This window comes from Pseudomonas sp. B21-012, from assembly GCF_024749305.1.
GTDB lineage: Bacteria > Pseudomonadota > Gammaproteobacteria > Pseudomonadales > Pseudomonadaceae > Aquipseudomonas.
In genome coordinates this window covers 3,449,421-3,465,399 of sequence record NZ_CP087197.1, presented here as the reverse complement: position 1 = coordinate 3,465,399, position 15,979 = coordinate 3,449,421, and the positions used below count along the sequence as shown (strand labels likewise).

Here is a 15,979-nt window from a genome sequence, read left to right as displayed (position 1 = left end):
ATTGACGGCTGTGTGCTCATCCATCCGGATGCTGGATAAAGGACGCCAAGCAAATGAACGGAATCGGTTCGCGTATCAGGGAAGAAAGAGAACGGCTGGGCCTGACCCAGCGCGCCTTTGGCGACATTGGCGGGGTAGAGCCCAACGCCCAGGGCAAGTATGAAAGCGGCGAGCGCACGCCCAAGGCCGACTACCTGGCGGCAGTGGCGGCGCGCGGGGTCGACGCGTTGTATGTGTTGAGCGGGGTGCACACGCCGGTCGAACACAGCAGCCTGAACACCCAGGAAGAACAGTTGCTCAGCAGTTTTCGCCTGCTGCAAGAGGCCGACCAGGCTGCCGTCCGGCAGTTGCTCGGCAGCCTGGCCGAGCGTGCCCAGATGCCGCCGGCGAGAGCGGGCGGCTATGAGCGCGGGATGTACGGGCGACTGTCGGGCAAATGAAAAAATGACGTCAGGTAAATGACGTCTTCCGTTAGGTCTACGGCTGTATTTTTTGCTAAGGTGGCGGGATCCAATTACCGCCGCAGTGCGAGGTGTCTGCTTGATTAGGGTGCTGGTGGTCGATGACCACGATCTGGTGCGTACGGGCATCACGCGCATGCTGGCCGATATCGATGGCTTGCAGGTGGTGGGCGAGGCCGACTCTGGCGAGGCATCGCTGAAGGTTGCGCGCGAGCTCAAGCCCGACGTGGTCCTGATGGATGTGAAAATGCCCGGTATCGGCGGCCTGGAGGCAACGCGCAAACTGCTGCGCAGCCACCCGGACGTGAAAGTGGTGGCGGTGACCGTCTGCGAAGAAGACCCGTTCCCCACCCGCCTGTTGCAGGCTGGCGCCGCCGGCTATCTGACCAAGGGCGCCGGACTGGACGAAATGGTCCAGGCCATTCGCCTGGTGTTTGCCGGCCAGCGCTACATCAGCCCGCAGATTGCCCAGCAACTGGCGCTCAAGTCGTTCCAGCCGCAAGGTTCGCCGTTCGATGCGTTGTCGGAGCGGGAAATCCAGATCGCACTGATGATCGTCGGTTGCCAGAAGGTGCAGATCATCTCCGACAAGCTGTGCCTGTCACCGAAAACGGTCAATACTTACCGTTACCGGATCTTCGAAAAACTCTCGGTCACCAGCGACGTCGAGCTGACGCTGCTGGCGGTCCGCCACGGCATGGTTGACGCCAGTCTCTGAGCGCATTCATGACACCTGTGTTCGATTCAAGCGCATTCCTGGCGACCTGTAGCGGTCGCCCGGGCGTCTACCGGATGTTCGACGCTGAGGCCCGGCTGCTGTATGTGGGCAAGGCCAAGAACCTCAAGAAGCGCCTCGCCAGTTACTTTCGCAAAGCTGGCCTGGCGCCGAAGACGGCTGCCCTGGTGGCGCGCATCGCCCAGGTCGAAACCACCATCACCGCCAACGAGACCGAGGCGCTGCTGCTCGAGCAGACCCTGATCAAGGAATGGCGGCCGCCGTACAACATCCTGCTGCGCGACGACAAATCCTATCCTTATGTGTTTCTTTCCGACGGCGACTACCCGCGCCTGGGCATCCACCGTGGGGCGAAGAAGCAAAAGGGCAAATACTTCGGCCCGTACCCCAGCGCTGGCGCCATCCGCGAAAGCCTGAGCCTGCTGCAAAAGACCTTTTTCGTCCGCCAGTGTGAAGACAGCTACTACAGCAACCGCACCCGGCCGTGCCTGCAGTACCAGATCAAGCGCTGCAAGGCGCCTTGTGTCGGCCTGGTCGAACCCGAAGAATACGCGGTGGATGTGCGCCACTCGGTGATGTTCCTTGAAGGCCGTAGCCACCAGCTGACCAACGAGCTGAACGCCGAGATGGAACAGGCGGCCATGGCTCTGGAATTCGAGAGGGCCGCCGAGCTGCGCGACCAGATTGCCTTGCTGCGCCGCGTGCAGGACCAGCAGAGCATGGAAGGCGGCAGCGGCGACGTCGATGTGGTCGCCGCCTTCGTCAACCCCGGCGGTGCTTGCGTGCACCTGATCAGCGTGCGCGGCGGGCGGGTGCTGGGCAGCAAGAACTTCTTCCCGCAAGTGGGCATCGAGGAGGAGGTGGCCGAGGTCATGGCCGCATTCCTCTCGCAGTATTACGTGGGCAACGCCGAGCGCGAACTGCCGGGCGAGCTGATCGTCAACGTCGTCCACGAGGATTTTGCCGCCATCACCGCCGCGATCGAAACCCTGCGCGGCCGCGAGCTGACTATCAGCCACCGGGTGCGCGGCACCCGTGCGCGCTGGCAGCAACTGGCGGTGACCAATGCCGAGCAGGCACTGGGCGCGCGCCTGGCTAACCGTCAGCACATGGCCTCGCGCTTCGAGGCCCTGGCCCAGGTGCTGGCCCTGGACGAAACCCCGCAGCGCCTGGAGTGCTACGACATCAGCCATTCCAGCGGCGAAGCCACCGTCGCCTCGTGCGTGGTGTTTGGCCCGGAAGGGCCGCTCAAGTCCGATTACCGCCGCTACAACATCGAAGGCGTAACCCCGGGCGATGACTATGCGGCCATGCACCAGGCCCTGACCCGGCGCTTTGGCCGGCTCAAGGACGGTGAGGGCAAGCTGCCCGACGTGCTGCTGGTGGACGGCGGCAAGGGCCAGCTGAACATGGCCCGTGAAGTGCTGCAGGAACTGGCGGTGCCCGACCTGATTTTGCTCGGGGTGGCCAAGGGCACCACGCGCAAGGCCGGTTTCGAAACCCTGTACCTGAACGACGTGGCCCACGAGTTCACCCTCAAGGGCGACTCGCCAGCGCTGCACCTGATCCAGCAGATTCGCGACGAAGCCCACCGCTTCGCCATCACCGGCCACCGCGCCCGCCGCGGCAAGACCCGCCGCACCTCGACCCTTGAAGGCGTCGCCGGGGTCGGCCCGAAACGCCGCCGCGACCTGCTCAAACATTTTGGTGGCCTGCAGGAACTGACCCGCGCCAGCGTCGAAGAAATCGCCAAAGCACCGGGAATCAGTAAAAAGCTTGCCGAGTCGATTTATGCCAACCTGCATAGCGAGTAGAATGCCCGCTCACTTTGCAGCCAGTTGTGCCGATGAATATTCCAAATCTGCTTACCGTTCTTCGCGTCCTGCTCATTCCGATCTTCATTTTGCTGTTCTATGTTCCGTATCACTGGAGCTATATCGCAGCGAGCAGTGTCTTCGCCATCGCCGCGGCCACTGACTGGCTGGACGGCTACCTGGCCCGTCGCCTGCAGCAGAGCACGCCGTTCGGTGCCTTCCTGGACCCGGTGGCCGACAAGCTGATGGTGGCGGTGGCCCTGGTATTGCTGGTGCAAGTGCACGCCAACTTCTGGCTGACCCTGCCGGCGGCGGTGATCATCGGCCGCGAGATCGTGGTCTCGGCGCTGCGCGAGTGGATGGCCGAGCTTGGGGCGAGGGCGCACGTGGCGGTGTCGAACCTGGGCAAGTGGAAGACTGCAGCGCAAATGCTCGCCCTGGTGATCCTGCTGGCCAACCCACCGGTGCTGAACTTCTGGGTGATTCTTGGCTACTCCTTGCTGATGATTTCTGCCGGCCTGACCCTGTGGTCGATGGTGCACTACCTGCGCGCCGCCTGGCCGCACCTGCGCGAAGGCTCGGAGCAGAAATAAAGCTTTTTTGAATCAAGGGCTTGACGAGATTTATTGAATCGTTACAATAGCCCCCATCACGACGCGGGAATAGCTCAGTTGGTAGAGCACGACCTTGCCAAGGTCGGGGTCGCGAGTTCGAGTCTCGTTTCCCGCTCCAAATATGGCGCTACAGCATTCAGCAGAGTGCTGTGGTGATAGAAAAAAGGCCCTTCGGGGCCTTTTTTCGTTTCTGCTGTTCGGTGCTGGGCAGGTGTCTGGTCCAGGGCACTGACGCATCGTTGAACCATCAGTGCCTTGAGATGAATTCACCATCCGTGTCTACGGCAATGCGGTCCATCGTCTTCTGCGTGTCTTTGACGATTTCGCCAATTCGGTGCGCTTCCTTGGCAAAGCCTTTGGCTGCCAAAAGTGGCAGGCTTTCTTGCAGGGCCTTCAGGGTTTGGCGGATATCGGCAGCGGCCTTGAGGTTTCGGTGCGGGTTGTCCATTGGCTCTCCATTGACGGTCTGTGAAGTGGCAGTGGGGCAGCCGCTTCAGGGTTTGCGCGAAGTAACCGCCGTCAGCGACAGCGTCACGGGACCGGTCGGTACGGCAGAGGCTACGGGGGCTGTCAGTTGCATCCCCATCGCACCTTCCTCGCGGGTCTGCATGTAGGGCGTGTGCTCCAGCTTCTCGACCTGCAATGAGGTGACACTGGCCTGATCACGGTGACCGCCAAGGACGGCGTGCTTGAGAACGTCCGTGTCGGGTGTTTGCCCACGGTCGATCACGCTCAACAATCCGCCGGGACGCAGCACTTCATCGGCCAGTTCATAGACGCTGTTCTGCACGAAAATTCGGTGCTCGAAGGCGCTTGGCATCAGGCGAGTGTCCACCGCGACGTTGTGGCCTCGGGCGTTGTGGGTGCCGAGCAGCCAGCAGGCCACTGCGTCGAATCGAGGTTGGGCCTTGAGCCACTGCTCAAGCTGCGGGTCACCCAGGGCATCGCCTTCGATCAGCAGGCAGTCGGCCTTGGGCGCATCACCCGGCGCGCAGTAGTCGAGTCGGTAGGCGTTGTCGTCCAGGCTTTGGGCAGATTCGCGTGCAATGACCGCGACCGAGTAGCCGTGTTCTGAGAGCAGGGCCTGAGTGGCTGCTATGCAGTGGGGGTTCTCTTCCACGCAGACCACGCTGTGACCATTCTTCAGCAGCGCCAGGGTGGAATGGCCGACGCCGCAACCAATCTCCAGGATTCGCAGGTAGCCCTCAACCTGAGCGGTCATCCAGGCATAGTGTCCCTGGTTGCGGTGGCTGTTGGCATTGATCCGCCAGTTGCGGGTGTACTCGCGGCGAAACTGCTCCAGCTGGTGCAGTGCGCGCGGCATATGGGTGGTCCAGGGCGGTGAGAGGCTGTCGCCTGAGTTTGGCGATTTCTTGTTGTTCACGGTAAGTCCTTTGCCTGAGTTGTTTCGACGATCTGCTATCGCCAGGCTGGATCTTCGGGCAAGGAGCGTGCACAGGGCAAGCGGCGGGATGGGGAGAAATCGCAAGGGGTCAGGGCGCGAAGCCTGCCGGTTTTGCTAAATGCTTTCAGCCAAGGCTCTGGTACGCGCCTCAACGACATTTCATACACTCGACTGACCGGTCGCCTGGACACATTGTCTTGCAAATTGGTTGAGTGGTCACCCGAGGTTGCCGCGTTCGTCGTAGACGTAGTGCTTGGCGCAATAGTCGCGCAAAAGGTTGTCGAGGATGTTCGAAGAACAGCTCGCTGGCGAGGATTTCAACCTGCTCGACCAATGTACAGGTACGTTCGTCAGTGGCGCAGAAGAACAGCACGCCGCTCCAGTGGTCATCGTCGTCCGGGTTGTGGACGTTGTGCTCGACAAGCTGTTGCAGGGCTTGCTTCAGCTCGGCAATTCGGGTTTTCAGTTGGCCCATGGCCTCATCCTCCGTTGACGCTGAGGTGTGGTCGCAATCCGTGCGAACAAAGTGCTCGTTGGCTTTGGGTTATCGATGCACGCTGCCGTGAGAGGCGCTGGCAATCAGGCTGGCGCCACAGGCGGTTTTCATGCCGTCGAGCGCGACCGGGATACCGTTGATGCTGTAGGTGCTGCTGCCTTCGATGATGGGGAAGATGCCTTTGCAGAGTGGGCAGGAAACTAGGTTGCCTTTGCCGGCTATTGGTTTGCCGTTGAGGTCCGTACGAGGGATGGAATTACTCACAGTACCGCCGTGGTCTGTCGAGTCGTTGAGGCGAACAATTGCTCTCATGTTGTCTCCAGCATCGCGTGTAACTATGTCGCTATTTTTCGGACGCCCTCTGTTGGGGGCATGAATACTATAGGATGTGAATGTTTTCAATTTGTATTTGTATGCCATCCCCATTGCTTAATGTAACGGTGACCTCTAACGTGAGATCTGATTCTCCTTCTTCCTCAGTCCAGAGTGGTAGTTGAATTGACCAGGCTTCTTTGTTGCTGCAGTTAATTTTTATGGCGTCAATACTTGAGTTGAGCTCTTCGGATGTTGGTGTGGTTAATTTTTGTCCATAATCATCTATCGCTCTGCACATTTCGTCGGCAGTCAATCCGCCTTTTGATGTAAGACTCTCAATTTTCTGATACTGGCCGTTTGTGAGCAAGGTAATGATGCTAAGCAATTCTTTGGACGCTTCGTGTGGGAGAACTCTCATCGTTGTGATCCTCGTCTGTTTTTTACTGTGCGTGTTGGAGTTGATTTGTTAACTCCAATAGACTCGAAGTATTAATAAGCTCTGTGAATGTTGGATCTAGCATTATCTTGCGATACTCTTGCTTGTCCACTCAACCGGATTCGGCGCATAGGCATAAACATTCAACTCACCCGCAAACCCGATCGGGTCCTTGCCAACAACCGCCCAACCCCTGGATCATAGTATCGGTTCCGGTTGTAATGCAGGCCGGTCTCGATATTTTTGTTCTGTTGTGTTCGTCGCTTATGCCGGCATTATGTTTTGTGGGGACGCCTGGGGACGGCAAATATCCTTACAATTTCTTCATCGCAAGCGGGGTCAAAAAATCTGCTCTCGTAAAATATAAAGCTATTTTCCAAGTTGCATTTTGAGAAGTGCTTTTGGATTGTTGTTAGCTCAATGGATTTTTTGTTGGGGGTGTTGTTTTTTAGACTTTGATGGAAGTCGTTTTCTTTGTTTTGATTGGGGTAGATAAAGATATTTGGGATTATGGGTTCGCTTCCGTAAGGATTGTCAAAATCTGTAAATGATATTGCTATGAAAAGTTCGTCCTCATTTAGTTTTTTTACCCTTGTCAGGGTGGCGATTGAGTTAAGTAGAAACGCTGAAAGGCCAATCAAAAAGTCTAGAGTGTTGCTTTTCCCTAATATGTCGGCAAGCTGGTCAAGTCTGTTGTATCTTGAAATAAGTGGGATTTCCTCAAAGCTTTCGTAGCTCAAGAAAAATACGTCCATATCATCATATGATTCCTTGCTTATTATCGAAATGTACAAATCTGTTAATTTCATTTTAATGGTATGCTCCAGCCATGCTCGTTAAGCCATTCGATTGTTTTTCTAGAAAATGTTACATCGCCTCTGCCCTTGTCGTGGATTGATCTGTCAAGGTTGTAACCTGAGCCGCATGGGCAGCGTGCATGCCATTGGCTGTGAGGAACATTCTGCTGGGGGGCGTCAATACGATCAATTTCAGACTTTGCTTGCTCCCTTTTAACTTTGGTTTGCGCTTGTTTGGGTGTTCCGCTTGCCTTGATCTTCTTTTTTGCAAGACCCAGCGGATCGACCCACTCAAGCGGATTCGGCGCATAGGCATAAACACTCAACCCATCCGCAAACCCAACCGGATCCTCTCCAACAAAGCTCTTTATCTAAGAGGAATTGGAAGTCTGCGAGTCAAAGGCCTAAGTTGCGCACGGTCTGCCCATAGTGTTGGAAAAATTTCATATTTCAGATCGTCTCTGTTAATTCCGGTACGAAAAAATCGTACTAATCGATCTTCTAGGTCTTGGTCGCCCCACATGTTAGTGAGTTCATATCGTTCGATTTTTTCTCGGTCTTCAGGTAGTGTTAAGTCATGCTTTAATACTGGCGCTGTTGTTGTTTCTCTGTCGTTGTTTGGTCCTAGATCTATGAGTTGTCCGCCCAAAAAGGGGAAGTCAGATGGCTTGCCTTTGTAGTGCTGTACATCCATGGAGGTATAAGGTTTTATCCAAAATGGATCTAGGTTGGAAGAGGGCGGTAAGTCAATCTTTATTTTTCGAATGCCCAGCTCTTTCAGGACGGTGTTTGCAACAAAAATTTGAAATGTCGGTTTTACGTTGCGCCACTCTACAGTCGCCCAGTCGTCCTCTTGGGAGACTATGTCAAAGAAGCGCAGCACTGGACTTGTAAGCATTTGTGCAATTGTATAATCCCCATTTTTTAGCCCGATGACAATAAAGTCTCCTTGTTTCCAAAGGATTCGCTTTGACATTTTTACCCACTCCTTCTTTTGTAGGGTGCGATGCAGCATGTTAAGGTGAGTGTGCTGTTTTGCTCCCTTGGATGCTGGTCCGCTGCGTCAAGATAGGTGTTCCTTCTTTCATTTTAGGTGGGGTAAGGTCGTCCAGGTGCTGAGGGTGCGTTATATTATAGTTCTATTATTTTTCGTGCTTTTATACTGCTGGCTATGATGTAGCACTCTCCATATTGCTGAATTTCTTTTAGTGATGCTGGGTCTTTGTCGAAATTGTAATTTCCGTCTATATCCAGGCACCAAAGATTGTTGAATTTCAATAGTCTTATTCCAGTGGTTATTGAGTTGAATTGATTTCCTTTTATTTTGATTTTTATTTCTTCTATGTCAGTTGCCAAGAACTCTACTTTTTCCCAGTGTTGGTTTTCTGTGCTGTGGTTTTTTCCATAAGCTACTATTCGTGCTGTTAATGGTTGGTTGGTTGGGTAAGAATACTCAAAGGTTAGTAATAGTCCGTCATCAAAGTTGTGAAATTCATTGAGAATTTTCTCTGCGTTTTCTGTCATGATCATTTTCCTATAGGTATGGCTGGAAGCATTCCGTTTGGTATTTTATTCCATCCTTTCGGCACTTTATTTGGCTCGATATGCACGGCTCCAGGGCCATGGCCTGCGGATAGATTTCCTGGGGGTGATATTATGTGTCCATGCCCTGAAGTAGCTTTGCCTCCATGATTTTTAAAGTCAATCTGGCCAATGGCGGAGCCTTTTTCATCATATACTGTATTTTGGACAGCAACGGAGCCAGTACGGTCGGTCTTAGTATAAATAGAGTTCGGAGCTGCATTGTGAGCTCTTGGCTTTTCGGGGCCCCAGTAGTGATTATCTTCTTCGCATCTGCAGTTTTTCTTCGCCAACCCCAGCGGATCAACCCACTCAACCGGATTCGGCGCATAAGCAAATACATTCAACCCACCCGCAAACCCGATCGGATCCTTGCCAACAAACCGCCCAACCCCCGGATCATAGTACCGATACCGGTTGTAATGCAGCCCTGTCTCGACATCGAAGTACTGCCCCTGAAAGCGCAACGGATTGTGGATGCCCGCGCGCTTGGCGGTGTCGCTGCGTTTCTCCTGTGCCGCGCCCCAGGCCTTGTAGGTGCCGCTCCAGGCCACTTCGCCCTGTTCGTCGGTAAGCTCCATGGGCGTGCCCAAGTGGTCGCACTGGTACCAGGCAAACGCATCGAAGGGCGCTGGCGCGGGCTTGTGCTGCCAGACGGGATCACGCTCGATGTCGTAGGGGAAGTCGTAGACGGGCTCGAGCAGCAACTTGATGGAGCGGTGCTCCAGCGCTTGAGCAACGGGCACGAAGGTGCCGGGCTCGTACACGTAGTGGGTCAGGCGGGCGCCAAGGTCATGGGTGCGGTTTTCGAAGGCCAGGGTGTCGCCATCCCAGCCGTAGAGGGTATTGCCGCAGCCGTACTGCTGATCGAGCTTGCGCTGTTCGTTCTGGTTCCATGCGGGACCGGCCTCGCGGCGGTTCTGGTACTTGGCGCGGGAGCGCTTGCACAGGCGCCGGCCGAGGGCGTCATAGGCATAGTAGACAGTCAGCCGATCATCCTCGTAGTGAGTCAAGCGGTCGTAGAGGTCCCAGCTGAAGGTGGCTTTCTTGCCGTTCTCGATGCGCTCCTTGAGGTTGCCGCGTTCGTCGTAGAGGTAGTGCTTGCCACAGTAGTCGCGCAGCAGGTTGTCGAGCAGTTTGCTGCGCGGGTAGCCGTTGCGCTCCTGGGGTGCCTGCGGGTCGAGGAGGTTGCTGGCCGGGTCGAAGGCGAAATGTTCGCTATTTGCCAAACTGCCTGCTTCGAGCAGGCGGCCAACAGGATCGTAGCGGTAGTTGATGGCGCCACGGCGCAGGTCCTGGATGTTGGTGAGCTGACCGGCAACGTCGTAACGGTAGTTGCGCACTGACAAGCGGCTTGACTCACCGCGTCGAGCGACGGTCTGTTCCTGCAAGTGACCGTTCGGTGTCCAGCTCTGGCGTTGTTGCAGGCCGTTGCCTTGCTCGCGGCCAATCTCTCGGTGCAGGTCGTCACGCTGATAATTCAGCAGTTCCCGATCGTCCAGCTTCAGCGCCAGCAGGTGGCCGCTGCCATAGGTCAACCAACTGACCCGATGGCCATCGGGACGGACCGTGGCAACCCGCTGGTTCAGCGCGTCATACTCGTGCCGCCAGATGCCAACATGGGGCTTTTTCAGGTAACGCAGGTACTGGTGTTCGCGCGTGTTGTTGCCGGCGGCATCGTAGAACCATTGCAGCTTGCAGGCGTCGTTCTCGGCGAGCAGCAGATTGCCGTTACCGTCGTAGGCGAACGTTTCGGTTTGCCATTGCTGCGCCGTCCTCTGGCCTGCCTGGCGCATTAGCAGTCGGCCCAGGGGGTCGTATTCGAAACAGGTGACGCGATCGCCATCAAGGCGGCGGGTAGGTTGGTTGCTGCCGTTGTCGTAGAGGTAGTGGGTGGTTTGCTGGTCGAAACCGGTTTCTTTCAGCAGGCGGCCAACCGGGTCGTACTTGAAGGTAGCCGTGCTGTTGTTCTCGTTGCGCAGCTCGACAAGCTGGCCAAGCCGGTCCCAGCGGTAGTTGAGGATGCTGCCATCGGCGTTCTGGCGTTGCTGGATCAGCCCCGCTTCGTTGTATTGCCAGACGGTGCGGCGCTGCAGGGCGTCGATGTGGTCGAGAAGACGCCCTTCGGCATCGCGCTCGAAACGCTCCTCGGTCTTGTCCGGGTGAACAATACGGCTGAGCTGACCTGCCTGGTAATGGTAGCTGGTGACCATGCCCGCGGCGTCGGTGACTTGGGACAGTTGCCTCAGCGCGTTGTATCGCCATTGGCTGGCTTTGCCGGAACAGTCGGTGTAGCGAATCAGTTGGCCGTCGGCGTTGTAGGCGAGTTTTTTCTCTGCGCCGTTGGCGTCGATGATGGCAACGGGCAGGTTGTCGCTGTTGTACCTGTACTGGGTCTTGTGCTCCAGCGGATCGAGGGTTTCGATGATGTTGCCGCGCGGGTCGTAGTCGTACTTCCACAGCCCGCCCTCGGCATCGCGGGTCTTGAAGCGCAGGTCCTGGTCGTCGTAGGCATGGTGGACGCTGGTGCCGTCGGGGCGGGTGTGCTGAACCAGGTTGCCGCGCTCATCGTAGGCGTAGCTGTCGACACTGCCGTCGGTGTGGATATGCTGGGTGACGTTCTTGGCGTCGTCGCGATAGAACCACTCCTCGTTGCTATCGGGATGGATGATGCGGTAGGTGTAGCCGAGGACATCGTAGTAATACAGCGTCTCTTGACCGTTGGCGTCGAGCAGGCGTGTCAGGCGGATGTTCGGGTCCCAGCTCAGGCGGGTGTCCTGGCTGCCATCGTCGGCCCATTCTCGAACCGCTTTGGCATCCGGCCCGTTGCCTTGCCATTGCAGGTTCATGCCGCGACCGGTGCGGTCGGTGTAGCGGGTTAGCAGATGGTGCTGATAGTCATAGTTCCATTGAGCATCGTGCTCGTCGCGGGCGGCGCGCAGGTCACCCTGGTGGTCGAACTCATAACGTGCCAACTGTCGAAGCGCTTGGCCGTCATGCATGAGCCAAAGTGCCTTGATTCGGCCCTGGTCGTCGATCTGGGTATGGATGTGCTGGTGCGGGGTGTCGTTCTGGTAGGTGAGCAAATCCGAGAGCACGCTGTGTTCAGCGTGTTGGTGCTCGTAGTGCAAGGCAATGCGGGCACCGCCGCGCAGGCTGATGGCTGTCAGGCGGAACTGATTGCTTACCCGTTCGTAGTGCTCCTGGCTGTCATGCCCCCGCAGCAATACCAATTTGTTTTTGCTGGTGCGCGCAATGACCAGGTTTTCAATCGGGTCGAGATGGTGATGGTGAACGTCGGGAAGCGGGTAGTGGTGGCTACGCCCATCGGTCGCATGGTAGGTGAGTTGATCTTCGTTCAGATCCAAGCGGCTGGAGAACGGCGTGATCCAGCGGGCACCGAACGGGTTGTTGTCGAAGGCTGAGAGTGAGGAGCGGTAGGTCCTGTTCCACACCAGGGGGAAGGTGCCGGGAAGCTCGAAGTCGGTATGGACAATTGTTTCGCTGCCCATGGCGAAGCTGATGCTGCACTGGGTGCCAGCTTTGCTTCCCTGCTTTTGGCAGTTACCGTCAGCACGGGCAGAGCGCTGGGCCGGACTGGCTTGAGTGCCATTTTGCGGCTGTGGCCTCCTGGCTTCGTTGGTTCTGCCAGGCGCCATGTTGGCCTGGCGTGGGGCATTCTTGCGTCGCTGCAAGGCACTGGAAAGCGCCCTGATAATGCTAAGAAGGCTGTCCGGATTGGTTTCACTGCCTGTCTGGATGATCTTGTCGCTGGCGATATTGCCAATCTGCTCGATGCTGGCCGCAACGGGCTCAAGGGTTTTCTGCAACTGTTGCTTTTGTCTGTCGCCCAAGCCGATATCGTCTTTTCCAAAGCCGAATCCGGTGCGTCTCTTGAAGGCATCAGCCGCTTCAACTACCAGGCTGATTCCGGGAAAGAGCACGGTCAGTGCCACGTCCTGTACAGCGCCGCTTGCCACCGAGCGGATGAGGTCAGCAAGGAATTTACAAACCTCGATGACCTTTTGTGCAAAGGCCTTGAGGATGCTGTGCAGGGTGGCTTCAACCTCCTTGATGAATGCCTCGAGATCGCCGGGGCAGACATCGGCCAGCGCGCTTTCTATGGTAGTCAGCAGCGCCTGGCTGATGTCGCCTTTGGTGGTTCTGAGGGTCTTCAGTGAAGGGCGCATGACCGCTCGGGCTGCTCCGACTCCAGGAAGCGGAACCAGGCCGAACAGGTTGATCCCCAGGCCGACCCAATTGTAGAGATCGGCCCTGTAGGTGGCGTCGCCCTGGGCCAGCTCAATGATGTCGCCGATCGCATCGGCCGCAGCGAAGATCGAGCCCGCGACGGGTAGCAGTTCACCGACAGTAATAACAGTGCGCCAGTTGACGGCATCACCGGTGAGCCCGGTCAGCCACTGCGCCAGTTTGTCGGTGCCAGCCCTAACATCCTCTTCGGTAAAAGTATTCTTGGGCGCGACCGCACCTTCACATCGAGCCATTCGGGCCGCCTCCGTTACTGGTTCGATTTGCGGGAATAGCGGGAAGGGAGAGGGGCAGTCCTTTATCAGCGGACTCCATTGCGAAGAGGCGGTCCAGCGTCTGCTGGATGACCTGCGACGGTCGCAAGGTAGTCATGGCGCCGGGTGTCGCTGCTGATCGTGCTGCTTGCTCTGCAAATGGCGCTGCCGAGGCGGCGCGAGTCTTGTCTGTGCCGAACAGCACCTTGACCGGTCCTGGCGCCAGGCCTGCCACCGCCGCAAACCCGTTGTCATCCAGCGTGCCCTTGAAAACCTGCCCGAGTGCATCCTCGACCTGATACTCCGAGCCCTTGAACGCAAAACCATTGGCGTAGTGCTGGAACAGCTCAAGATTGCCTTTGCCGGCTTTTGGCCCTTCAGGAAAGGCCGCCGCCTGGCTCTTTGCGCCTTTGTAGACAAAGTCTGTGGCGTGGGTTGTGTACACGCCGCTGGTGGCGTGGCTGATGCCGCCGGCGTTGTAGGTGGTGCTGCTGCCCGCCGCCTGGATCACCAGTTCCTCCTTGGCGCTGAGGATGATGCGTTCGGCGCTGACGGTGACCTTGAGCTTGGCCAGCAGGTTGATGCTGTCTTTCAAGGCGCGGATGTCGATATCGCCGGAGGCTGCGACCAGGCGCCAGCCGAGGCTTTGCACGAAGGTGCGCAGGCCTCGGCTGACACTGATCAGCAGGCGCTTGCCGACGGCCAGGCTGGTGTGCCCGCCACTGCTCAGGCCCAGGTGTTCGCCGCTGGCCAGGTGGGTGGATTGCGGCGTGCTGCTGGCGATCCCGGCCGGGCTGTCGAGGACCAGGAAGGGTTCACTGAACTCGGGGTATTGATTGGCATTCGGGTTGCCGGTACCGCGGCCGCGTATGCCGTCGTGCTGGGCCTGCAGCGCATCGGCGACTTCGTCCTGGTCGCCGCTTTCCTGGGCCAGGTGGTCGCGGGCTTCGCTGGCGAAAGTGGCGTGGTATTGCTGGGCGGTCTTCAGGCGTTCGGCGGTTTGCGGCAGGTCGGTGTGGTGGGAGGCGGCGCGGGCGCGCAGTTCGCTGGTCAGCAGCAGGCCGCCGCCGGCACGCACCACGCCGTGGGCGTCGGTGCGCAGTTCGAAGCCTTCACCCCGGGGCTGCCCGCCACCGGGCCGGGGGTGGGTCAGGTAGCCCAGGTTCAAGGCACTGGCGGCGTGATCGCTCATCAAGGCGGCGCTGATCTGCCCGCTGGTGTCGTCCAGGCGCAGTTCGTTGTGGCGCTGGCCGTGGTGCTCTTTGCTGCGCAGCGGGCTCAGTGCCTTGAACTCGGGCAAGCGGTACGGTGGGCGGTTGATCGCGTGATAGCTGCGGCCCATGATCATTGGCTGGTCCGGATCGCCGTGGAGAAAGCCCACCAGCACTTCCTGGCCGATCCGCGGCAGGGCCACATGCCCCCAGCCCGCCCCGGCCCAGGTCTGGGCGACGCGCACCCAGCACGAGCTGCGATCGTCTTCGCAGCCTTCGCGGTCCCAGGGAAACTGCACGCGCACGCGGCCATGCTCGTCGCAGTAGATTTCCTCTTTGGCCGGGCCGACCACCATGGCGATCTGCGGCCCTTCGATGCATGGCTTGGGGCGCGCCGGGGCATGCCATTCAACGGTATCGGGGATCAAGGTGGCGGTCAGGCTGTACCAGGTGCCGTGTTCGCTTTCGGCAGACTCTTCTTCCAGGGCGGTGTGCTGGCGGCCTTGGTGCTTGATCTGGATTGGTCGCCAGCCGCTGTTGAGGTCTTCGCGCGGATGGCCACTGAGAGTGAAGGCCTTGCCCGGCAGCAGACGCGCATCGTCGCCTTCGACCTCGGCGGTGCGCGCATCACCGCGCAGGGCCTTGAGGCGGGTCTGGGTGAAGGGTTTGCCGGCGTCGTCGTGCTTGTAGCGACCGGGGTAGTCGTAGCGCTCGTAGTCGACGGTCTGGCTGCCCATCTCGGCGGCCAGCACGTTTTGCTCCAGGTTGTAGCGCGGATGGCTGAAGGTGTAGTCACGCTGGGTCTGGCAGCTGGTCCGTACCTGTTCGCGGTAGGTGAACTGGCGCAGGGACGGTTGCCAGGCTTCGCCCCCCGGATTGGCCTCATACAGCACCGGCCCGCCCTCGATGGCGCCGAAGGTCGCGATATGGTCGGCCTGGATCAGCCGATGGCCGGCTTCGCTGTGCTCGAAGCTCGACAGCAAGCCTTCCTCGGCCGCCAGGCGCAGGTAGAAGTCCAGGTCCAGTTCGCCCGCCTGCACGCAGTACTCGCGGGGCAGGTGGGTTTCGCTCAGGTGCTGGCGGGCCTGGCCCCATTGACGCTCCTTGCACAGTTGCTCAAGGATCTGCGGCACGCTGCGTTTCTGGAAGATGCGCCAGTCGGAGCGCAGTTGCGCGCGCGCCAGCTGCGGTTCGATCTCGGCGCGGTAGCGGGTGCGGCGAAAGCCGGTCTGGCCCTGTTCGAAACGACTGATCAGGCCATGCACATGGCGAACGGCCTGGTTGCCCTGCCAGAGGGTCAGAGCCGCAGGCTGGTCGAGCAGGGTGGCAAAGTCGGCGTCGGCGGTTGCACTGACCAGCTCGATGGTCAAACGATAGAGTTGGGAAATACCCTCGTTCAGTTCAAAAGACACCACATCAAAGTCAATGTCAGCCGTCGAGCTGAAGGTAAAACGCACATCGCGCTGGCCGGGCATGGCAACTCCTGCTGTTCATTGCGTCGGGCAGGTCGAATGGACGTGGATGGAACGTCCAACAAGATTTGTTCTTACAGAGGGGAGAGACAGTAAGAGGTAACTTACTGCCTTGTCT

Annotated in this window: 15 protein-coding genes, 1 tRNA gene and 1 pseudogene; 6 read left to right on the top strand and 11 right to left on the bottom strand. The window is 58.2% G+C overall.

Annotated features, from left to right (window positions below):
* The first annotated feature begins 53 nt into the window (after positions 1–53).
* The 5 genes from LOY37_RS15660 to LOY37_RS15640 all read left to right on the top strand — a co-directional run bounded on the left by LOY37_RS15660 (position 54) and on the right by LOY37_RS15640 (position 3,743).
* Positions 54–440 (top strand): helix-turn-helix domain-containing protein, encoded by a 387-nt coding sequence (locus LOY37_RS15660; protein ID WP_045194014.1) that lies wholly within the window; start codon positions 54–56, stop codon positions 438–440.
* Positions 441–540: 100 nt separating this feature from the next.
* Positions 541–1,179: a UvrY/SirA/GacA family response regulator transcription factor gene (gene uvrY, locus LOY37_RS15655; RefSeq protein WP_010221877.1), complete on the top strand. Its 639-nt coding sequence runs from the start codon at positions 541–543 to the stop codon at positions 1,177–1,179.
* Positions 1,180–1,187: 8 nt separating this feature from the next.
* Positions 1,188–3,011 (top strand): excinuclease ABC subunit UvrC, encoded by a 1,824-nt coding sequence (uvrC, locus tag LOY37_RS15650; RefSeq protein ID WP_045194013.1) that lies wholly within the window; start codon positions 1,188–1,190, stop codon positions 3,009–3,011.
* Between the two features lie 32 nt (positions 3,012–3,043).
* Entirely contained in the window at positions 3,044–3,604 is a 561-nt protein-coding gene (gene pgsA, locus LOY37_RS15645; protein WP_258715206.1) for a CDP-diacylglycerol--glycerol-3-phosphate 3-phosphatidyltransferase, read from the top strand.
* 63 nt (positions 3,605–3,667) lie between these two features.
* Positions 3,668–3,743 (top strand) — tRNA-Gly (locus tag LOY37_RS15640).
* A gap of 129 nt (positions 3,744–3,872) precedes the next feature.
* On the opposite strand, the gene LOY37_RS15635 is transcribed toward LOY37_RS15640, so the two are convergent.
* Together LOY37_RS15635 and LOY37_RS15630 are read right to left on the bottom strand one after the other, a co-directional pair.
* The gene (locus LOY37_RS15635; protein WP_213604116.1) at positions 3,873–4,073 is read right to left on the bottom strand and encodes a hypothetical protein; all 201 of its coding nucleotides are present in this window, start codon (positions 4,071–4,073) and stop codon (positions 3,873–3,875) included.
* A gap of 45 nt (positions 4,074–4,118) precedes the next feature.
* On the bottom strand, positions 4,119–4,949 hold the full coding sequence (locus tag LOY37_RS15630) for a methyltransferase domain-containing protein (RefSeq protein WP_258715205.1): 831 nt from the start codon (positions 4,947–4,949) through the stop codon (positions 4,119–4,121).
* A gap of 367 nt (positions 4,950–5,316) precedes the next feature.
* On the opposite strand from LOY37_RS15630, the gene LOY37_RS15625 reads away from it, so the two are divergent.
* The gene (locus LOY37_RS15625) at positions 5,317–5,523 is read left to right on the top strand and encodes a hypothetical protein (RefSeq protein ID WP_258715204.1); all 207 of its coding nucleotides are present in this window, start codon (positions 5,317–5,319) and stop codon (positions 5,521–5,523) included.
* Positions 5,524–5,574: 51 nt separating this feature from the next.
* On the opposite strand, the gene LOY37_RS15620 is transcribed toward LOY37_RS15625, so the two are convergent.
* The 9 genes and pseudogenes from LOY37_RS15620 to LOY37_RS15585 all read right to left on the bottom strand — a co-directional run bounded on the left by LOY37_RS15620 (position 5,575) and on the right by LOY37_RS15585 (position 15,864).
* Positions 5,575–5,838 carry a PAAR domain-containing protein gene (locus tag LOY37_RS15620; RefSeq protein ID WP_258715203.1) on the bottom strand — a complete coding sequence of 88 codons (264 nt, stop codon included), beginning with the start codon at positions 5,836–5,838 and terminating at the stop codon, positions 5,575–5,577.
* A gap of 67 nt (positions 5,839–5,905) precedes the next feature.
* Positions 5,906–6,259: a hypothetical protein gene (locus tag LOY37_RS15615; protein WP_258715202.1), complete on the bottom strand. Its 354-nt coding sequence runs from the start codon at positions 6,257–6,259 to the stop codon at positions 5,906–5,908.
* Between the two features lie 126 nt (positions 6,260–6,385).
* Positions 6,386–6,513 (bottom strand): annotated as a pseudogene (locus tag LOY37_RS27595) (RHS repeat-associated core domain-containing protein); the annotation flags it as partial.
* Between the two features lie 39 nt (positions 6,514–6,552).
* Positions 6,553–7,086, bottom strand: coding sequence for an Imm15 family immunity protein (locus LOY37_RS15610; protein WP_258715201.1), 534 nt, complete (start codon positions 7,084–7,086; stop codon positions 6,553–6,555).
* Positions 7,083–7,400: a hypothetical protein gene (locus LOY37_RS15605; protein WP_258715200.1), complete on the bottom strand. Its 318-nt coding sequence runs from the start codon at positions 7,398–7,400 to the stop codon at positions 7,083–7,085. The genes LOY37_RS15610 and LOY37_RS15605 overlap by 4 nt, the downstream gene beginning before the upstream one ends.
* A gap of 41 nt (positions 7,401–7,441) precedes the next feature.
* On the bottom strand, positions 7,442–8,050 hold the full coding sequence (locus LOY37_RS15600) for a hypothetical protein (protein WP_258715199.1): 609 nt from the start codon (positions 8,048–8,050) through the stop codon (positions 7,442–7,444).
* A gap of 155 nt (positions 8,051–8,205) precedes the next feature.
* Positions 8,206–8,598, bottom strand: coding sequence for a hypothetical protein (locus tag LOY37_RS15595; RefSeq protein WP_258715198.1), 393 nt, complete (start codon positions 8,596–8,598; stop codon positions 8,206–8,208).
* A gap of 2 nt (positions 8,599–8,600) precedes the next feature.
* Complete coding sequence (locus LOY37_RS15590) at positions 8,601–13,160, bottom strand: RHS repeat-associated core domain-containing protein (RefSeq protein WP_258715197.1); 4,560 nt, start codon at positions 13,158–13,160, stop codon at positions 8,601–8,603.
* On the bottom strand, positions 13,147–15,864 hold the full coding sequence (locus LOY37_RS15585) for a type VI secretion system Vgr family protein (protein WP_258715196.1): 2,718 nt from the start codon (positions 15,862–15,864) through the stop codon (positions 13,147–13,149). The genes LOY37_RS15590 and LOY37_RS15585 overlap by 14 nt, the downstream gene beginning before the upstream one ends.
* Positions 15,865–15,979: the final 115 nt, after the last annotated feature.

Bases quoted from the DNA above. Each gene is read 5' to 3' on its own strand.
- LOY37_RS15625 (WP_258715204.1), top strand. From the start codon at position 5,317: ATGTTCGAAGAACAGCTCGCTGGCGAGGATTTCAACCTGCTCGACCAA.
- uvrC (WP_045194013.1), top strand. From the start codon at position 1,188: ATGACACCTGTGTTCGATTCAAGCGCATTCCTGGCGACCTGTAGCGGT.
- pgsA (WP_258715206.1), top strand. From the start codon at position 3,044: ATGAATATTCCAAATCTGCTTACCGTTCTTCGCGTCCTGCTCATTCCG.
- LOY37_RS15585 (WP_258715196.1), bottom strand. From the start codon at position 15,864: ATGCCCGGCCAGCGCGATGTGCGTTTTACCTTCAGCTCGACGGCTGAC.
- LOY37_RS15595 (WP_258715198.1), bottom strand. From the start codon at position 8,598: ATGACAGAAAACGCAGAGAAAATTCTCAATGAATTTCACAACTTTGAT.
- LOY37_RS15615 (WP_258715202.1), bottom strand. From the start codon at position 6,259: ATGAGAGTTCTCCCACACGAAGCGTCCAAAGAATTGCTTAGCATCATT.
- LOY37_RS15660 (WP_045194014.1), top strand. From the start codon at position 54: ATGAACGGAATCGGTTCGCGTATCAGGGAAGAAAGAGAACGGCTGGGC.
- LOY37_RS15630 (WP_258715205.1), bottom strand. From the start codon at position 4,949: ATGCCGCGCGCACTGCACCAGCTGGAGCAGTTTCGCCGCGAGTACACC.
- LOY37_RS15635 (WP_213604116.1), bottom strand. From the start codon at position 4,073: ATGGACAACCCGCACCGAAACCTCAAGGCCGCTGCCGATATCCGCCAA.
- LOY37_RS15600 (WP_258715199.1), bottom strand. From the start codon at position 8,050: ATGTCAAAGCGAATCCTTTGGAAACAAGGAGACTTTATTGTCATCGGG.
- LOY37_RS15590 (WP_258715197.1), bottom strand. From the start codon at position 13,160: ATGGCTCGATGTGAAGGTGCGGTCGCGCCCAAGAATACTTTTACCGAA.
- LOY37_RS15620 (WP_258715203.1), bottom strand. From the start codon at position 5,838: ATGAGAGCAATTGTTCGCCTCAACGACTCGACAGACCACGGCGGTACT.
- LOY37_RS15610 (WP_258715201.1), bottom strand. From the start codon at position 7,086: ATGAAATTAACAGATTTGTACATTTCGATAATAAGCAAGGAATCATAT.